At 68.9% G+C, this 14,285-nt stretch carries 19 protein-coding genes; 4 read left to right on the top strand and 15 right to left on the bottom strand.

Going from position 1 to position 14,285, the window contains the following annotated elements; genetic code table 11:
- Genes rpsC through rpsJ form a run of 8 tightly spaced genes read right to left on the bottom strand, consistent with a single transcriptional unit; the run spans position 1 to position 4,350 of the window.
- Positions 1-753: a 30S ribosomal protein S3 gene (gene rpsC / locus Q8Q71_RS05565; protein ID WP_305758645.1), complete on the bottom strand. Its 753-nt coding sequence runs from the start codon at positions 751-753 to the stop codon at positions 1-3.
- A complete protein-coding gene (gene rplV, locus Q8Q71_RS05560) occupies positions 753-1,133 on the bottom strand; it encodes a 50S ribosomal protein L22 (protein ID WP_292065618.1) in 381 nt (126 codons plus the stop codon). The genes rpsC and rplV overlap by 1 nt, the downstream gene beginning before the upstream one ends.
- A gap of 3 nt (positions 1,134-1,136) precedes the next feature.
- Positions 1,137-1,415, bottom strand: a complete 279-nt coding sequence (gene rpsS, locus Q8Q71_RS05555) for a 30S ribosomal protein S19 (protein WP_055832138.1) — start codon at positions 1,413-1,415, stop codon at positions 1,137-1,139.
- 3 nt (positions 1,416-1,418) lie between these two features.
- Positions 1,419-2,252, bottom strand: a complete 834-nt coding sequence (rplB, locus tag Q8Q71_RS05550; protein WP_305758644.1) for a 50S ribosomal protein L2 — start codon at positions 2,250-2,252, stop codon at positions 1,419-1,421.
- 4 nt (positions 2,253-2,256) lie between these two features.
- Positions 2,257-2,562, bottom strand: a complete 306-nt coding sequence (locus tag Q8Q71_RS05545; RefSeq protein ID WP_284223193.1) for a 50S ribosomal protein L23 — start codon at positions 2,560-2,562, stop codon at positions 2,257-2,259.
- Positions 2,562-3,263 carry a 50S ribosomal protein L4 gene (rplD, locus tag Q8Q71_RS05540; RefSeq protein ID WP_305758643.1) on the bottom strand — a complete coding sequence of 234 codons (702 nt, stop codon included), beginning with the start codon at positions 3,261-3,263 and terminating at the stop codon, positions 2,562-2,564. The genes Q8Q71_RS05545 and rplD overlap by 1 nt, the downstream gene beginning before the upstream one ends.
- Positions 3,263-4,024 carry a 50S ribosomal protein L3 gene (gene rplC, locus Q8Q71_RS05535; protein WP_305758642.1) on the bottom strand — a complete coding sequence of 254 codons (762 nt, stop codon included), beginning with the start codon at positions 4,022-4,024 and terminating at the stop codon, positions 3,263-3,265. The genes rplD and rplC overlap by 1 nt, the downstream gene beginning before the upstream one ends.
- A 20-nt stretch (positions 4,025-4,044) precedes the next feature.
- Positions 4,045-4,350, bottom strand: coding sequence for a 30S ribosomal protein S10 (rpsJ, locus tag Q8Q71_RS05530; RefSeq protein WP_003164367.1), 306 nt, complete (start codon positions 4,348-4,350; stop codon positions 4,045-4,047).
- Positions 4,351-4,901: 551 nt separating this feature from the next.
- On the opposite strand from rpsJ, the gene Q8Q71_RS05525 reads away from it, so the two are divergent.
- Positions 4,902-5,651, top strand: coding sequence for an outer membrane protein (locus Q8Q71_RS05525; RefSeq protein ID WP_305758641.1), 750 nt, complete (start codon positions 4,902-4,904; stop codon positions 5,649-5,651).
- Positions 5,652-5,737: 86 nt separating this feature from the next.
- Here Q8Q71_RS05525 and Q8Q71_RS05520 read toward each other — a convergent pair whose 3' ends face one another.
- The 5 genes from Q8Q71_RS05520 to Q8Q71_RS05500 form a co-directional block, all read right to left on the bottom strand.
- On the bottom strand, positions 5,738-6,679 hold the full coding sequence (locus Q8Q71_RS05520) for a hypothetical protein (RefSeq protein WP_305758640.1): 942 nt from the start codon (positions 6,677-6,679) through the stop codon (positions 5,738-5,740).
- A gap of 156 nt (positions 6,680-6,835) precedes the next feature.
- Entirely contained in the window at positions 6,836-7,723 is an 888-nt protein-coding gene (locus Q8Q71_RS05515) for a GIN domain-containing protein (protein WP_305758639.1), read from the bottom strand.
- Positions 7,724-7,776: 53 nt separating this feature from the next.
- A complete protein-coding gene (locus tag Q8Q71_RS05510) occupies positions 7,777-8,643 on the bottom strand; it encodes a GIN domain-containing protein (RefSeq protein ID WP_305758638.1) in 867 nt (288 codons plus the stop codon).
- Positions 8,644-8,809: 166 nt separating this feature from the next.
- Entirely contained in the window at positions 8,810-9,718 is a 909-nt protein-coding gene (locus tag Q8Q71_RS05505) for a cupin-like domain-containing protein (protein ID WP_305758637.1), read from the bottom strand.
- A gap of 11 nt (positions 9,719-9,729) precedes the next feature.
- Positions 9,730-10,881, bottom strand: a complete 1,152-nt coding sequence (locus tag Q8Q71_RS05500; protein ID WP_305758636.1) for a GNAT family N-acetyltransferase — start codon at positions 10,879-10,881, stop codon at positions 9,730-9,732.
- A 163-nt stretch (positions 10,882-11,044) separates the two neighbouring features.
- Between Q8Q71_RS05500 and Q8Q71_RS05495 the strand changes: the two genes are divergently transcribed.
- The 3 genes from Q8Q71_RS05495 to Q8Q71_RS05485 all read left to right on the top strand — a co-directional run bounded on the left by Q8Q71_RS05495 (position 11,045) and on the right by Q8Q71_RS05485 (position 13,073).
- Positions 11,045-11,215 (top strand): hypothetical protein, encoded by a 171-nt coding sequence (locus Q8Q71_RS05495; RefSeq protein ID WP_305758635.1) that lies wholly within the window; start codon positions 11,045-11,047, stop codon positions 11,213-11,215.
- Positions 11,212-11,952, top strand: a complete 741-nt coding sequence (locus Q8Q71_RS05490; RefSeq protein ID WP_305758634.1) for an SGNH/GDSL hydrolase family protein — start codon at positions 11,212-11,214, stop codon at positions 11,950-11,952. Before Q8Q71_RS05495 ends, Q8Q71_RS05490 begins: the two co-directional genes overlap by 4 nt.
- A gap of 65 nt (positions 11,953-12,017) precedes the next feature.
- Positions 12,018-13,073, top strand: coding sequence for a L,D-transpeptidase (locus tag Q8Q71_RS05485; RefSeq protein ID WP_305758633.1), 1,056 nt, complete (start codon positions 12,018-12,020; stop codon positions 13,071-13,073).
- A 3-nt stretch (positions 13,074-13,076) separates the two neighbouring features.
- Here Q8Q71_RS05485 and Q8Q71_RS05480 read toward each other — a convergent pair whose 3' ends face one another.
- Both Q8Q71_RS05480 and Q8Q71_RS05475 read right to left on the bottom strand, forming a co-directional pair.
- Complete coding sequence (locus Q8Q71_RS05480) at positions 13,077-13,613, bottom strand: hypothetical protein (RefSeq protein WP_305758632.1); 537 nt, start codon at positions 13,611-13,613, stop codon at positions 13,077-13,079.
- Between the two features lie 95 nt (positions 13,614-13,708).
- The coding region (locus Q8Q71_RS05475) for an EF-Tu/IF-2/RF-3 family GTPase (protein WP_305758631.1) at positions 13,709-14,285 on the bottom strand (577 nt) is incomplete at its 5' end.

Below are 14,285 nucleotides of genomic sequence, written 5' to 3'. Positions count from 1 at the left end.
CTAGCCCTCACGCCCGCGACGCTGACCGCGATCGTTGCGGCCGCCGCGATCGCCGCCGCGGCCTTCGTTCGAAGAAGGACCCGAAGCCTCGATCGCCCAGCGCTTGTCCTGCGCCATCGGATCGTGCTCGAGGACCTCGCCCTTGAAGACCCACACCTTCACACCGATGATGCCGTAGGTCGTCTTGGCCTGGATGAAGCCGTAGTCGATGTCGGCGCGCAGGGTGTGCAGCGGCACGCGGCCTTCGCGATACCATTCCATCCGCGCGATTTCCGCGCCGCCGAGGCGGCCCGACACGTTGATGCGGACGCCCTTGGCGCCGAGACGCATGGCCGACTGCATCGCGCGCTTCATGGCGCGGCGGAAGGCGATCCGGCGTTCCAGCTGCTGCGCGATGTTCTCGGCGATCAGCTGGGCGTCCGTCTCGGGCTTGCGCACCTCGACGATGTTCAGGTGAACTTCACCCTCGGTGCGCGCCGAGATGTCCTTGCGGAGCTTCTCGATGTCGGCGCCCTTCTTGCCGATCACGACGCCCGGACGGGCGGCGTAGATCGTCACGCGGCACTTCTTGTGCGGACGCTCGATGATGATGCGCGACACGCCGGCGGCGTTCAGGCGTTCCTTCAGCCACGTGCGCAGCTTGAGGTCCTGGTGCAGCAGCTTGGCGTATTCGGCGCCGCGGGCGAACCAGCGGCTGTCCCACGTACGGTTGACGCCGAGGCGCAGACCGATCGGATTGACTTTCTGACCCATCAGGCGGCCTCACCGGCTTCGCGGACCACGATGGTGATCTCCGCGAAAGGTTTCAGGATGCGCGACGAGCGGCCGCGAGCACGGCTCGCGAAACGCTTCATCACCAGGTTCTTGCCCACGAAGGCCTCGGCGACGACCAGGTTGTCGATGTCGAGGTTGTGGTTGTTCTCGGCGTTCGACACGGCCGAATACAGCACCTTGCGGACGTCGGTGGCGATGCGCTTGCGGCTGAATTCCAGCTCGTTCAGCGCCTTCTGCACCGGCAGGCCGCGGATCGACTGGGCGACCAGGTTCAGCTTCTGGGGGCTGATCCGGACGTTCACCAGCTTGGCGCGCGCTTCGGTCGGGGCGAGCCGACGGGGGTTTTTTGTCTGGGCCATCAGTTACTTCCTTTTGGCCTTCTTGTCCGCCGCGTGCCCGGGGAACGACCGGGTCGGGGAGAACTCGCCGAACTTCATGCCGACCATTTCTTCGGAAACCGACACCGGCACATGCTTGAGGCCGTTGTGGACGCCAAAGGTCAGGCCGACGAACTGCGGCAGGATGGTGGAGCGGCGTGACCAGGTCTTGATCACGTCCTTGCGGCCCGACGACGCTGCCGTCTCGGCCTTCTTCAGCAGATACCCGTCGACGAACGGGCCTTTCCAGGAGGAGCGGGCCATCGGTTAGCGAGCCTTCTTCACGTGGCGGGTACGGATGATGAACTTGTCCGTCGCCTTGTTCTTGCGGGTGCGGGTGCCCTTGGTGTCCTTGCCCCACGGCGTAACCGGGGTGCGACCGCCAGAGGTCCGGCCTTCACCACCGCCGTGCGGGTGGTCGATCGGGTTCATGGCGACGCCGCGAACGTGCGGACGCCAGCCCATGTGCCGGACGCGGCCGGCCTTGCCGAGGTTCTGGTTCATGTGGTCGGGGTTCGAGACCGCGCCCACCGTGGCCATGCAGCCGTCCAGGACCATGCGAAGCTCGCCCGAACCCAGACGGATCTGGGCGTAGCCGGCGTCGCGGCCGACCAGCTGGGCGTAGGCGCCGGCCGAACGGGCCAGCTGGGCGCCCTTGCCCGGCTTCATTTCGACGTTGTGGATGATCGTGCCGACCGGCACCGAGCGCAGCGGCATCGCATTGCCCGGCTTCACGTCGACCTTCTCGCCGGCCACGACCGTGTCGCCCGCCTTCAGGCGTTGCGGCGCGATGATGTAGGCCTTTTCGCCGTCCTCATAGACGATGAGAGCGATGAAGGCGGTCCGGTTCGGATCGTATTCCAGGCGCTCGACGGTCGCCGTGGCGAACTTCCGGCGCTTGAAGTCAATCTTGCGGTACAGCGTCTTGGCGCCGCCGCCGCGGAAGCGGACGGCGATACGACCGCCCGCGCCGCGACCGCCCGACTTGGTCAGGCCTTCGGTCAGCGACTTCTCGGGGCGTCCCTTGTGGAGCTCCGAACGGTCGATCAGCACCAGGGCGCGACGGCCCGGCGATGTCGGATTGTAGGTTTTCAAGGCCATCTGATCAGAGCCCCGTGGTGACGTCGATCGACTGGCCTTCAGCCAGCGTCACGATCGCTTTTTTGATGTCGACCCGACGGCCCATGATGCCGCGGAAGCGCTTGGTCTTGCCCTTTTGAACCAGGGTGTTGACCTTCAGGACGTTGACCTTGAACAGGCTCTCGACCGCCGCGGCGATCTCGTCCTTGGTCGAGGTCCCCGCGACGCGGAAGACGACCTTGTTCTGCTCCGACAGGATCGTGGCCTTTTCCGTGATGATCGGGGCCAGGATGGTGTCGTAGTGTTTTGCGGTGGGGTTGGCGCCAGCCATTACGCGGCCTCCTTCTTCGTCTTGGCAGCCGGTTTGGCGGCCTTGGCGGCCTCGGCTTCACGACGCGACGGGGTGTAGTCGGCGTAGGTGGCCTCGATGGCCTCGACGGCCGCCTTGGTCAGCACCAGCTTGTCCGCGCGCAGGATGTCGTAAACGTTCAGGCCGGCGTTCGGCAGGACGTTGACCATCGGGATGTTGCGGGCGGCCAGGCCGAAGTTCGTGTCGACTTCCGGACCGGCGATGATCAGCGTGCGGGTCCAGCCCAGCTTGCCGAGCGTTTCGCGCAGACCGGCGGTCTTGGCGTCCTTCAGCGAGATGCTGTCGACGACGACCAGGTCGCCGGCGACGACCTTGGAGGACAGCGCATGGCGCAGGGCCAGGGCGCGGACCTTCTTGGGCAGCGAGAAGCCGTGGTCGCGGACGACCGGGCCGAAGGCGCGCGAACCACCGACGAACTGCGGGGCGCGACGCGAACCGTGACGGGCGCCGCCGGTTCCCTTCTGCTTGTACATCTTCTTGCCGGTGCGAGAGTTCTCGTTCCGGGTCTGGACCTTGTGGGTGCCGGCGCGGCGCTTGGCCAGTTGCCAGTTGACGTAGCGGGCCAGGATGTCGCCGCGGATGTCGGTGATGCCGAAAACGGCGTCCGACAGTTCGACGTCACCGGCGGCCTTGCCGTCGAGTTTGATGACAGAGAGTTTCATTACGCTTCACCGCCTTCGGCAGTCTCGACGGCCGGGGCTTCCTCGGCCGGCGTCTCAGCCGGTTGAGCCGCGGCGGTCGAACCGCCCTTGGACTTGACGCCGCCGGGGAACGGGGCGTCGGCCGGACGGGCCTTCTTGACGGCGTCGCGGACCTTGACCCAGGTGCCTTCGTGACCGGGCACGGCGCCCTTGATCAGCAGCAGGCCGCGCTCGACGTCGACGCGGAACACGGTCAGGTTCTGGGTGGTGACGACTTCCGTGCCGTAGTGGCCGGCCATCTTCTTGCCCTTGAAGGTCTTGCCCGGATCCTGACGCTGGCCGGTCGAACCGTGCGAACGGTGCGAGACCGAGACGCCGTGGGTCGCCCGCAGACCGCCGAAGTTCCAGCGCTTCATGGCGCCGGCGAAGCCCTTGCCGATGGTCTCGGCCTGGACGTCGACCTTCTGGCCGGCGACGAAGTGGTCGGCCGAGAACTCGGAACCCACATCCATCATGGCGTCCGCATCGATGCGGAACTCGGTGACATAGGCCTTCGGCTCCACCTCGAGCTTCGCGAAGGACTCGCGCTGGGCCTTGTTGGTGTTCTTGGCCTTCTTGCTGCCAGCGCCCAGCTGGAGAGCGACGTAGCCGTCACGCTCCTGGGTACGTTGGCCGACGACCTGGCAGCCGTCTAGCTGAAGCACGGTGACCGGAACGTGCGCGCCGTCATCGGCGAACACGCGGGTCATGCCCAGCTTCTTGGCGATCACGCCCGTGCGCATCGGATCCCGCCTCTTTCTTATTAAATCTTGATCTCGACATCCACGCCGGCGGACAGGTCGAGCTTCATGAGCGCGTCCACGGTCTGCGGAGTGGGGTCGACGATATCGAGGACACGCTTGTGCGTGCGGATTTCAAACTGCTCGCGCGACTTCTTGTCGACGTGCGGCGAGCGGTTCACGGTGAACTTTTCGATCAGGGTCGGCAGCGGGATCGGACCACGAACGGTCGCGCCGGTGCGCTTGGCCGTGTTGACGATCTCGCGCGTCGAAAAGTCGAGGACGCGGTGATCGAAGGCCTTGAGCCTGATGCGGATGCTTTGATCCATATCGGTCGTATTTCCCAAGCAGGCGAACCTGCGTCCCTGTGAACCATTTCAAAGACCGGAGTCTTCAGGCCGCGAGGCCTTCAGAGTACGCACGTCCGCAAAAACGATCGGCCCACGCAGCGAACCGCGAAGGCCGTTGAAGTCCTGGGTCACTGCAAAGAACAGGGTCTCAGGTCGTTCCTGCGAACCGCGTCTGCACCCCAAAAACACGCGGGATGCACAGCCGGTCCAACAAGAGTGGGGGCTTATGACCGCCGATTCCGATTTGGTCAAGCGGCGAAACCATGGCGAAGGCGTCCGGGAGCGTCGCCGGCTCCTTATAACGATGTCATCCCGGCGCGCCCCGGGAGCCCCGGATGACGGCGGGTTGAGAAAGGGCCGTAATGCCTCCGCCAGTTCGTCACCGCACCGCCACATTGCGTTGCTGCGGCGCAACAACCCCTCCGTCCCGAGGGGTTGTGACGGGTTTGTAATGGCTGCGCTGGCGGCGGCCCTGATAGCCCGGCGGTCCGTCGCGGCGAATCCGGCTGCGGCAAGCAAGGAAAACAAGAATGAAGTCTCTCCTCCTCGTCACCTCCGCCCTCGCCGCCTTCGCCGCCGCCCCCGCCATGGCCCAGGACGGCCCGGTCGGTTCGGTCGGCGTCAGCTACGGCAACACCGAACTGGACCTGGGCGGCCCGTCCGCCGATTCCGACGTCTATGGCGTCGACGGCGTCGTCGCCCTGCCGGCTTTCGGCGCCTGGACCGTGACCCTCGCCGGTTCGGCCAGCGAGTTCGATGAAGGCGACAGCGACACCAGCTTCGACGCCACGGCCCACCTGACCACCGTGGTCAATTCCGACCTGCGCATCGGCGGCTTCGTCGGCGCCGCCGACGTAGCCGACGAAACGGCCCTGTCGGCCGGCGTCGAGGTGCAGAAATACCTGTCGCGCGCGACCCTGACGGGCGTCGTGGCCTACACCACCGCCGACGACGTCGACCTGGACGTCTGGACCGTCGGCGGCGACGCCGCCTTCTACGTCACCGACGCCCTGCGCCTGAACGCCGGCGTGTCGTGGCTGACCATCGACGACGCCGACGCCGACGGCTTCACCTACTCGGCCGGCGCCGAATACGAGATCGCCCGGTCGCCCTTCTCGGTGACCGCCGGCTACGCGCACTCCGACATCGAGGACCTGGACATCGACACCTGGACCCTCGGCCTGCGCTACAGCTTCGGCGGCGGCCTCCAGGCGCGCGACCGGGCCGGCGCCTCGCTCGGCTCGAACTCGGGCCTGCTGGGCCTGCTGGGCGCGCTGTAAGCGTTCCGCACCTTCGACCCACGAAGCCCCGGCGGAGCGATCCGCCGGGGCTTTTCGTTGGCCGATGGTCCGGCCCTCGCGGAATCTCAGCGCGACAGGGCGAACCGGCCCGTACGTCCGTCCAGGCGCAGCGGCGTGTCCGGACAGGCCTCGCCATGGCCGCAGGGCGGATTGACCAGCACGGTCGCCGGAACCGTCGCGATGTCCACCGACGGATAGAGGTCCGCCTCCGATGCATAGGCCTCGGCCAGGCCGCCTCCCGGCGTCGTCGTCCACAGTCTGAACCCCGCGGCCTCCGCCTCGTCCTCCGGACACGCCGCCGGGGTTTCGATCCAGTCGCGCCCGCCATCGCCGTTGACGTCGGGGATGCTCTGGAAACCGGGCCTCAGGATCTCGATCCCGTCGTCCGCGGGAGCGCGGCACGTCCGGCGGCCGCCGAACCAGGCCCGCGACAGTTCGGCCGGCAGGCTGTCAGGGATATCCGCCTGCATGCGGTCTATCGGATCGAAGCCGCCGTCCTCCAGCCGCGTCGCGCCGTCGCGCGCCGGCCGCTCCACCAGCCGGCCGAGCGCCGGGTCCCAGGCCCAGGCGTACCAGCATTCCGGTCGCCCGGGACGGCAGCTCAGGTGATGGACCATCGCCTCCACACGCGTTTCCCCTGAACGCTCCACGACCTCGAACGCCAGGGCCTGGGCGTCAAAGGCCCGCAGGAAGCCGGTGTCGCCGCCGCTGACATAGAGAATCCGCGCGCATCCGCCGGTTCCGCAAAACCTGGACGACCGGGCCGCGGCGAAATCGACGATCCAGTCGGTCCGCCCGTCGGGCGAGACGTCGACGGGCCGCAGCATGTCGTCCGGAACCCGCGTCGCGAGGGGCGGACGGTTGGTCGGATCGTCCCGGTCGAAATATTCGGCGTTGATCTCGTTCAGCGCCATCCAGACCAGCCCTTCCGGCGGAGTCTGGGCCCGGGTCCCCGAAGCGGCGGCGACCGCGGCCAGCGCGGCCAGGGTCGCGATGATCGATCTCATGAGGCATCTCCCTTCGCCCCCCGATCCTGCACGGCGGCGGCCGGACGCCGACCCTCCCGTTTCTGACGGTCCCGCGGCGTCGGGTCCGGACATGGAAAAAGGCCCGGAGGGTTCCACGCTCCCGGGCCTTCTCCGTCGCGGCTTCTGACCGGGAGGTCAGGCGCCGATGTGGATATCTCCCACGCCGGCCACGGAACGGCTGACCGAACCGGTCGCGCGGGCCACGTTGACGTCGCCGGCTCCGGCGAGCGAGACGGACACATCCCCGGCCACGCCGTCGAAATCGACGTCGCCCACCCCGGCGATGTCGATGCTGAGGGTGGGAGCCGTGCCGCCCCGGACCGCCACGTCGCCGGCTCCGGCAAGGCTGATTTCCGTGGGCCCGTCGACGCGGGCGACGATCACGTCGCCGGCCCCGGAGACCGAGACTTCGAGACCCCCGGTGGCGCCGGCCGTGATCGACCCGGCCCCGGCGATGCTGGCTTCCAGCGCGGATGAGGTTCCCGCCCGAATGTCGCCCGAACCCGCGACGTCCAGCGACACACGACCTTCGGTGTTGGCGACGTTCCAGTCGCCGCAGCCCGCATTCCCGAGTTCGATCGAGGCCGCGCCGCGGCCCACCGATCCGAAGACGGCCCCGGAAGCGTCCAGGTTCACATCGCGGGGCGTGCGAATGACGATCAGCGGCGCGTCGGCCAGATTGATCCGGCCCAGGCCGCGGACCTCGACCGAGGCGCCCTCGCCCGGCGTCCGCGCGTTTTCCGGACCCGAACGGCAGTGGCGAAGTCCGTCGCCCCTGCCGAACAGACCGCGACGGCTCCCCAGTCCGCCGTCGATGCGGACATTGGCGCCGTCACGCGTGACCCGCACGACCGGCAGGCCGGACGAGCCCTGCTCGATCTCCACGGCGATGTCGTTGCGGTCCTCGACCACCACGGCGACGCGGGCCACGGCGTGGCGGATGTCGACCTCGGGGCCGGGTTTGGCGAAGGCGGGACCGGCCACGGCGGCGGCGGCGACGGCGGATGCGATGGCGAGTTTCATGGGGGCGTTCTCTCTACGGATATGATTCTTGCTGGGTCCGACGGTGCGGTTCATCAGTGGTCGCGGCGGGTTCGACGCACGGCCTGGCCGGCGATCACGATCTGGCCCGAACCCATGATGCTTTGCGAGACGACGCCGGTCGCGCTCCCCACGTTGATGTCGCCGGAGCCCATGATGTTGGCTTCGATGTTCGTGACCGCGCCGGGGATGTTGATGTCGCCCGACCCCATGATGTTGGCCTCGACCGGTCCATCGACGCGGGCGGCGTTGATGTCGCCCGATCCCATCACATTGGCCTCGAGCCCCCGGGTCGCGCCGGCCGCGATGCTTCCCGACCCCATGATGCTGGCTTCCAGCCGGCTGGACGTTCCGGCGCGCATGTCGCCCGATCCCATGATGGAGACGGACATGGTCCCTTCCGTGTTGGCGACGGTCCAGTCGCCGCAGCCTCCGTTGTTCAATTCGATCGACGAGGCGTTGCGGCCGACGGCGCCGAACACGGCTCCGTCTTCCACGTCGACTTCGACGACGCGGGGCGTGCGGATGACGATCAACGGCGCGTCGGCCATGTTCACGGTTCCCACCCTGCGCACCTCGACCGATGCGCCCTCGCCGGGTTGGCGCGCGCCTTCCGGACCGGACCTGCAGTTCCGGATGGCGTTGTTGCCGAACAGGCCGCCCACCAGTCCCCCGTCAATGAGGACGTCGTCGCCGCGGCGGCGAACCTCGACCGCCGGAAGGTCCGAGGCGCCCTGCTCGATCTCGACGCCGATGTCGGCGCGGTCTTCCACGATGACCACGACGCGGGCGACCGCGTCCTCGATCTTCACGGACGGCCCGTCCCGGGCCGCGGCGGGGCCAACGGCGACGGCGGCGAGCGCGGCGGCCAGGGCGGCGGCGGATACGATGGCGAGTTTCATGACGGCGTTCCCTCCCGGAATGTGACGGGAAGGTGCGACCGGCCAACGGTGAAGTCAGCTTAAAACGAGGTCATGACTTCGAATTCATCCAGGTCGTCGGAGTCACCGGAATTCCGCGTCGAGGTCGCCGAAGTCCGTCGTCCAAATCTCCGGCCGTCTCGCCCGCTCAGGTCTGCAGCGCGCCCGCGCCGTCGGCTGCGCCGATCTCGGGTTCGAAATCGCGTTCGAAGTGAGCGATGCGGCTCTTGAGGCCCCCTGCCCGCTTCAGCGCCAGCGAGGCGGCCCAGCGGGCGGCCAGTTCGGGCCCCGCCATCCGGTCGGTCATGCGCGGTCGGCCGCCCCGGCTGCGCAGGACGGCGTTGGTGTAGAGCGCCCCGTTTCGGAACCGCGACGGCCAGGTCTGGAAATCCATCGACAGGGAGACGCAGAACCGGTCCAGGTTCTCGACCCGGTGCGGCGCATAGATCGGCCAGGTCAGGGCCTGGCCCGGCTCGAGGTCCATGACCTGGGCGTCGGCCTCGAAGGCCAGCGAATAGGGCAGTTCCTCGGTCGTCTGGCGCGACACGACCTGCTCCATGTCCGCCTCGGCCAGATGGGCCTCGTCGCCCGGATAGACGAAGATGCGCTTGCGGCCGCGCAGGTGGAACAGCACCACCCCCGCCGCGTCGAAATGATAGGGCACCCGGGCCTTGGGCGAGGAAAGGATCAGCTGGCCGGCGTTCTTCACCGCCCGCAGGCCGGGATAGGCGCCCTGCACCTTTCGGAACTCGCCCATGGCGGCGGCCCAAAGTTCGGGCCAGCCGGTCTCGACCTCGCGCAGATTGACCCACAGCCGGCCCTGCTGGATCGCCGCCAGCAGTTCCTCGCCGTTCAGCCGCCCGCGCGCCCCGGTGCGCAGCGAGACCTGACCCGCCTCGTCGTAGTCGTACAGATTGATGTCGAACAGGTCGGCCGGATAGCGGTCCAGCACCGCCGCCAGCGCCGCGTCGGAGGCGAAGCCCTGGTCGACCAGGCCGTGCGGATGGACCTCGGCCTGTTTGATCGGACCGGAATAGCGGGTGCGCGTGTCGCTCATGATGTGTTGTCTCAGGCCGGAACGGGTCGGGTCGACGTCCGGCGCATCTTTGCAAGCGCCGCGCCCGCCGCCTGGACCGCCCCGCGCAGCCGGCTGGTCGGGGTGGTCTCGCAGGCCTCGATGGCCGCCCAGCGCCGCCGGGCGCTGGCGCGCAGCCGGTCGCCGCGTTCCGCCCCGGCCAGGTTCAGCGCCCCGACCGCCGCCTGGCTGACCGCCGCGCCCAGACCGGGCTTCAGAACCATGGCCTCGCGCACGACCCGCGCGCCGTTGCAGAAATACTTCTTGTAGTGCTCGCCCTCGAACCCGAAGTCGAAGGTGCGGTAGCCGAGTTCCGACGCCAGCCGCATGGTGTCCATGCTCAGCAGGATGCCGGGCGAGCACCGCGCCAGGCTGGGCTCGTAGCCGGGGAACCAGAAATGGTACTGGTCGCCCGCGTGCAGCGAATATTCGATCGCGGTCAGCCGGTCCCCGGCCCACAACCCGGCCATCGAGGCGCCGAAGCCGTCCTCGTCCGTCCTGAGCAGGGCGTGCAGCAGGTCGGCGGTCCACCCGCAGGCGAAGATGTCGTGGCGCGCGGTGCGCCGGTACTGGTCCCGCTTCAGCTCAATCAGCCAGTCCAGCAGGGCTGGATCGCGCAGCCCGCGCTCGACCCGCAACGGGCCCAGCTCGGCCTCCATGCTGCGCCGCGCGCGCTCCTTGTCCTTGAAGAATTTTCCGTGGGTGGTCCGGCGTTCGGCGTACCAGCCTTCGTAGCCCCCTTCGCCGAGCTCGACCTGCACCGTGCGCCGGTCCTCGCCGTGGGCCGTGGGGCCCACCCAGGCGGTGACGTTGAGCCGGGTCGCGCCCAGCACCCGGGCAGCCTCCTCCAACGACGGCCCCTGGCCGGAAAAGGCGATGACGCCGTGATAGTCGTTCATCGGCGCCGCCAGCGGCTGCATCGCGCCGCCGCGCCGCTGGTGCGGGAAAAAGCCCACGGTCTCGCCGCCGCGCGAGAACACCGCCACCGCCGCCCGGGGGCTGACGCGCCCGGCGACCCGGGCGAACTCGGGCCGGAAATAGGGACTGTTCAGCGCCGGATCGGACGCCAGCATGGCGCGCCACGTCGCCTGGTCGGCGTCGCCCAGCGCGTCCATCGCGACGATATCGACCTTCAGTCCGGCCATGCGGGGTTCCTCTCGCGGCTCGCGCGAGCCGCCGTTCCCCGCCAAACTCGCACGGCGCCCGTTTCGGGGCGGTGAGCGTTCATGGTGAACGAAATCTGTGCGGAGCTTCCCGCGACCGCCAGGCGTTGCCATTCCTGTCGTCTTGCCCTTTCTGGAGCCCCTCATGACCCACCCGGACCGTCCCCCGACGCGCGAGACCGAGACCGAGAACCAGCGTTCCCCATCCCGCAGCGGCCAGCCGCCTCGCCCGGCCACCGAGCCCACGGGTTCGGAAGGCAGCTCCAACTCCGGGGAAACCGCCACCGATCCCGCCACCGGAAAGCCCAATCCTTGAACGAAACCGCTCTTCTCGCCGCCGTTCTGCTCTCCGTCGGCGCACCGGCGCAGACGGAAACTGCGCCCGCGGCCTGTCCGGTCACGGCCGACCACCTCATCGCCATCGACGGGCTCGGGAACAGCCGGGCGGCCGTCGCCGCGGGCCGGTTGACCATCCTCGCCATAGGGTCGTCCTCGATCGAGGGCGCCGGGGCCAGCCGCCCCGAACGAGGCTTCGTCCCCCGGCTTGAGGCGGGGCTGGAACGGCGCCTGCCGGGGGTCGAGGTCGCCGTCGTCAACCGGGGGATCGGCGGCGAGACGGCGAGGGAAACCGCCGACCGGCTGGAGCACGAGATCGCCGCCCACGAGCCGGACCTCGTGATCTGGCAGGTCGGCACCAACGACATGCTGCGCGACCGCCCGATGGATGACGTCTTCGCCGACCTTCGCCGGGGAGAAGACATGCTCCATCGCGCCGGCGTCGACGTCCTGCTGATCGACCCGCAGCGCCTGCCCGAGGAGACGCCGAACCCGGCGTTCCGGGGACGCAATCCGGCGCTCGGCGAGGTCGCGCGCCTCATCGGACTGGAAGGGGGCCGCGTCGGCTACGCCGTCCTGAGCCGTTTCGCCGCCATGTCGGACTGGACCGGGCTGGAGCGGGGCGGGGTCGGGCCCGACGACCTGCATCTGAACGACGAGGGCTACGCCTGCTGGGCCGAGATCACCGCCGAAGGGCTGGCGGCCGCGCTTCGCTGACCCCGGGCGGGGAACGACCGGGCCGTCCGTGGATTGGGTTCGGGCCAGCAACATCCCGGATTCCCATGCCCTTTCGCCTGATCGCCCTCGCCGCCCTCGCCTTCGCCCTCGGCGCCTGCGGCGCGCCCCGGCCCGAGCCCTCGCCCGAGGCCGCGACCGCCCCCCCGGCCGGACCGCCCCTGCTCACCGCCGAACAGATCGAACAGGGCGTGCCGGCCCCTCCGGCCGGCCCGGAGGCCCCGCCCCCGGAGTTCCACGACGGACCCGCCCCGACCGTCTACCGGCCCGACCCCGGCCTCGTCCGGCTGCAGATCCTGCTCGACCGGTCGCGCTTCTCCCCGGGGGTCATCGACGGCCTCGGCGGAGAGAACACCCGCCAGGCCATCGCCGCCTGGCGCAAGGCCAACGGCTCCGGCCAGGGCGACGCCGCCGACGCCGCCCTGCTCCAGGCCCTGGCCGGAGCCGATACGGCGCCGGTGATGAGCCGCTACCTGCTGACGCCATCCGATGTGGCCGGCCCTTTCAGTCCTCCGCCCGGCGACGATCTGACCGCGACCGCGCGCGCCGGGACGCGATATTCCAGCGCCCGCGAACGGCTGGCCGAGCGCTTCCACGTCACGGAGGCGCTGCTGCAGGGCCTGAACCCGTCGGTCGACTTCCGCCGGCCCGGCCAGACCATCGTCGTGCCGGCGGTGACGAACCGTCCCCTGGCCGACGTCGCCCGCATAGACATCGACAAGACCGAACGTTCGGCCCGCGCCTATGACGCGGCGGGAACCCTGCTGGCCTTCTATCCGGCCACGATCGGCTCTTCCGAGCGCCCCGCTCCGTCCGGAACGGTGACCGTCACCGGCGTCGCGCCCGAACCCGACTATACCTACGACCCGCAGCGGGTCAGCTATGACCGGGGGGACGCCCGGGTGGTGGTCCCGCCCGGACCGAACAATCCGGTCGGCACGGTCTGGATCGACCTGTCGCGCGACACCTACGGCATCCACGGTTCGCCCGATCCGTCGAAGATCGGCAAGACCGCCTCCAACGGCTGCGTCCGCCTGACCAACTGGGACGCCGAACAGCTGGCGGCCGGGGTCAAGCCGGGCGTGGTGGTGCGGTTCATCTGAGCCTCAGCTGATCAGCAGGGTCTCGGTCGGCCACAGGACGTGATGGCGCCGGTCGTCGCCCGCGCCGGTGGTGCAGCGCGCGCGGCTCAGCCGGATCAGCCCGTCGGAATCCCGCAGCACCATCCCGGTCTCGCTGATGCTGCGGACGCACGACCAGTGGCAATGACGGCCGGTCAGGCTGATCAGGATCGAGCCCGGACCGTTCTCGTCCACATGGGCGCGGATCGCATTCCAGTAGCGATCCAGCGCCACGGGCTCGCTGTTGAAGGCGCGCTTGTGCGTGAACGGAAGCCCCGTCTCGTCCTCGACATACATGTGGGCGCGGCGAAGGAGCTTGCGCAGGGTCTGGACGCCCATGCCGTCGCCGGCCAGCGCCCCGGCCAGATCGCCTTCGGTCGCCAGTTCCTCGCACAGAACACGAAACAGCGCCCGGTGATGGTCGGGCTTCAGACGGCTGTCCCACGTCGCGCACACCTCGTGCGTGCTGTTGATGATGGCGTAGATGCCGCACAGCGTATCCAGGCTGCCCTGTCTGAACATGTCGCCCCCGTGATCCCGGAGTCACCGATACAGCAAAAAGGCCCCCGGGCTTCCCCGGAGGCCTTTCGCTTGCGCGTATTGATATCGGTCGCCGCTTACTCGGTGATCTTGCTCACCACGCCGGCGCCGACGGTGCGGCCGCCTTCGCGGATGGCGAAGCGCAGCTTCTCTTCCATGGCGATCGGGGTGATCAGCTCGACGTTCAGCTCGGCGTTGTCGCCGGGCATGATCATCTCGACGCCTTCCTTGAGGTGCACGATGCCGGTCACGTCCGTGGTGCGGAAGTAGAACTGCGGACGGTAGTTGGTGAAGAACGGGGTGTGACGGCCGCCTTCTTCCTTGGTCAGGATGTAGGCCTCGGCCAGGAATTTGGTGTGCGGGGTGATCGAACCCGGCTTGCACAGAACCTGACCGCGCTCGACGTCCTCACGCTTGGTGCCGCGCAGCAGCACGCCGACGTTGTCGCCCGCCTGGCCCTGGTCCAGCAGCTTGCGGAACATTTCCACGCCCGTGCAGGTCGTCTTCTGGACGGGGCGGATGCCGACGATCTCGACTTCCTCGCCGACCTTGACGATGCCGCGCTCGACCCGGCCCGTGACCACGGTGCCGCGGCCCGAGATCGAGAACACGTCTTCCACCGGCATCAGGAACGGCAGGTCCAGCGGACGCGCC

The organism is Brevundimonas sp., from assembly GCF_030704825.1.
In the GTDB taxonomy this organism is placed as follows: domain Bacteria; phylum Pseudomonadota; class Alphaproteobacteria; order Caulobacterales; family Caulobacteraceae; genus Brevundimonas.
This window is presented reverse-complemented; position numbering and strand designations above follow the sequence as displayed.

Excerpts from the sequence above, each read along its gene's own strand:
- Q8Q71_RS05515 (WP_305758639.1), bottom strand. The coding sequence starts at position 7,723 with ATGAAACTCGCCATCGCATCCGCCGTCGCCGCCGCCGCCGTGGCCGGT.
- rpsC (WP_305758645.1), bottom strand. The coding sequence starts at position 753 with ATGGGTCAGAAAGTCAATCCGATCGGTCTGCGCCTCGGCGTCAACCGT.
- rpsJ (WP_003164367.1), bottom strand. The coding sequence starts at position 4,350 with ATGGATCAAAGCATCCGCATCAGGCTCAAGGCCTTCGATCACCGCGTC.
- rplD (WP_305758643.1), bottom strand. The coding sequence starts at position 3,263 with ATGAAACTCTCTGTCATCAAACTCGACGGCAAGGCCGCCGGTGACGTC.
- Q8Q71_RS05545 (WP_284223193.1), bottom strand. The coding sequence starts at position 2,562 with ATGGCTGGCGCCAACCCCACCGCAAAACACTACGACACCATCCTGGCC.
- Q8Q71_RS05520 (WP_305758640.1), bottom strand. The coding sequence starts at position 6,679 with ATGAGATCGATCATCGCGACCCTGGCCGCGCTGGCCGCGGTCGCCGCC.
- Q8Q71_RS05495 (WP_305758635.1), top strand. The coding sequence starts at position 11,045 with ATGACCCACCCGGACCGTCCCCCGACGCGCGAGACCGAGACCGAGAAC.
- Q8Q71_RS05505 (WP_305758637.1), bottom strand. The coding sequence starts at position 9,718 with ATGAGCGACACGCGCACCCGCTATTCCGGTCCGATCAAACAGGCCGAG.
- rpsS (WP_055832138.1), bottom strand. The coding sequence starts at position 1,415 with ATGGCCCGCTCCTCCTGGAAAGGCCCGTTCGTCGACGGGTATCTGCTG.
- rplV (WP_292065618.1), bottom strand. The coding sequence starts at position 1,133 with ATGGCCCAGACAAAAAACCCCCGTCGGCTCGCCCCGACCGAAGCGCGC.
- Q8Q71_RS05510 (WP_305758638.1), bottom strand. The coding sequence starts at position 8,643 with ATGAAACTCGCCATCGTATCCGCCGCCGCCCTGGCCGCCGCGCTCGCC.
- Q8Q71_RS05500 (WP_305758636.1), bottom strand. The coding sequence starts at position 10,881 with ATGGCCGGACTGAAGGTCGATATCGTCGCGATGGACGCGCTGGGCGAC.
- Q8Q71_RS05525 (WP_305758641.1), top strand. The coding sequence starts at position 4,902 with ATGAAGTCTCTCCTCCTCGTCACCTCCGCCCTCGCCGCCTTCGCCGCC.
- rplB (WP_305758644.1), bottom strand. The coding sequence starts at position 2,252 with ATGGCCTTGAAAACCTACAATCCGACATCGCCGGGCCGTCGCGCCCTG.
- Q8Q71_RS05485 (WP_305758633.1), top strand. The coding sequence starts at position 12,018 with ATGCCCTTTCGCCTGATCGCCCTCGCCGCCCTCGCCTTCGCCCTCGGC.
- Q8Q71_RS05480 (WP_305758632.1), bottom strand. The coding sequence starts at position 13,613 with ATGTTCAGACAGGGCAGCCTGGATACGCTGTGCGGCATCTACGCCATC.
- rplC (WP_305758642.1), bottom strand. The coding sequence starts at position 4,024 with ATGCGCACGGGCGTGATCGCCAAGAAGCTGGGCATGACCCGCGTGTTC.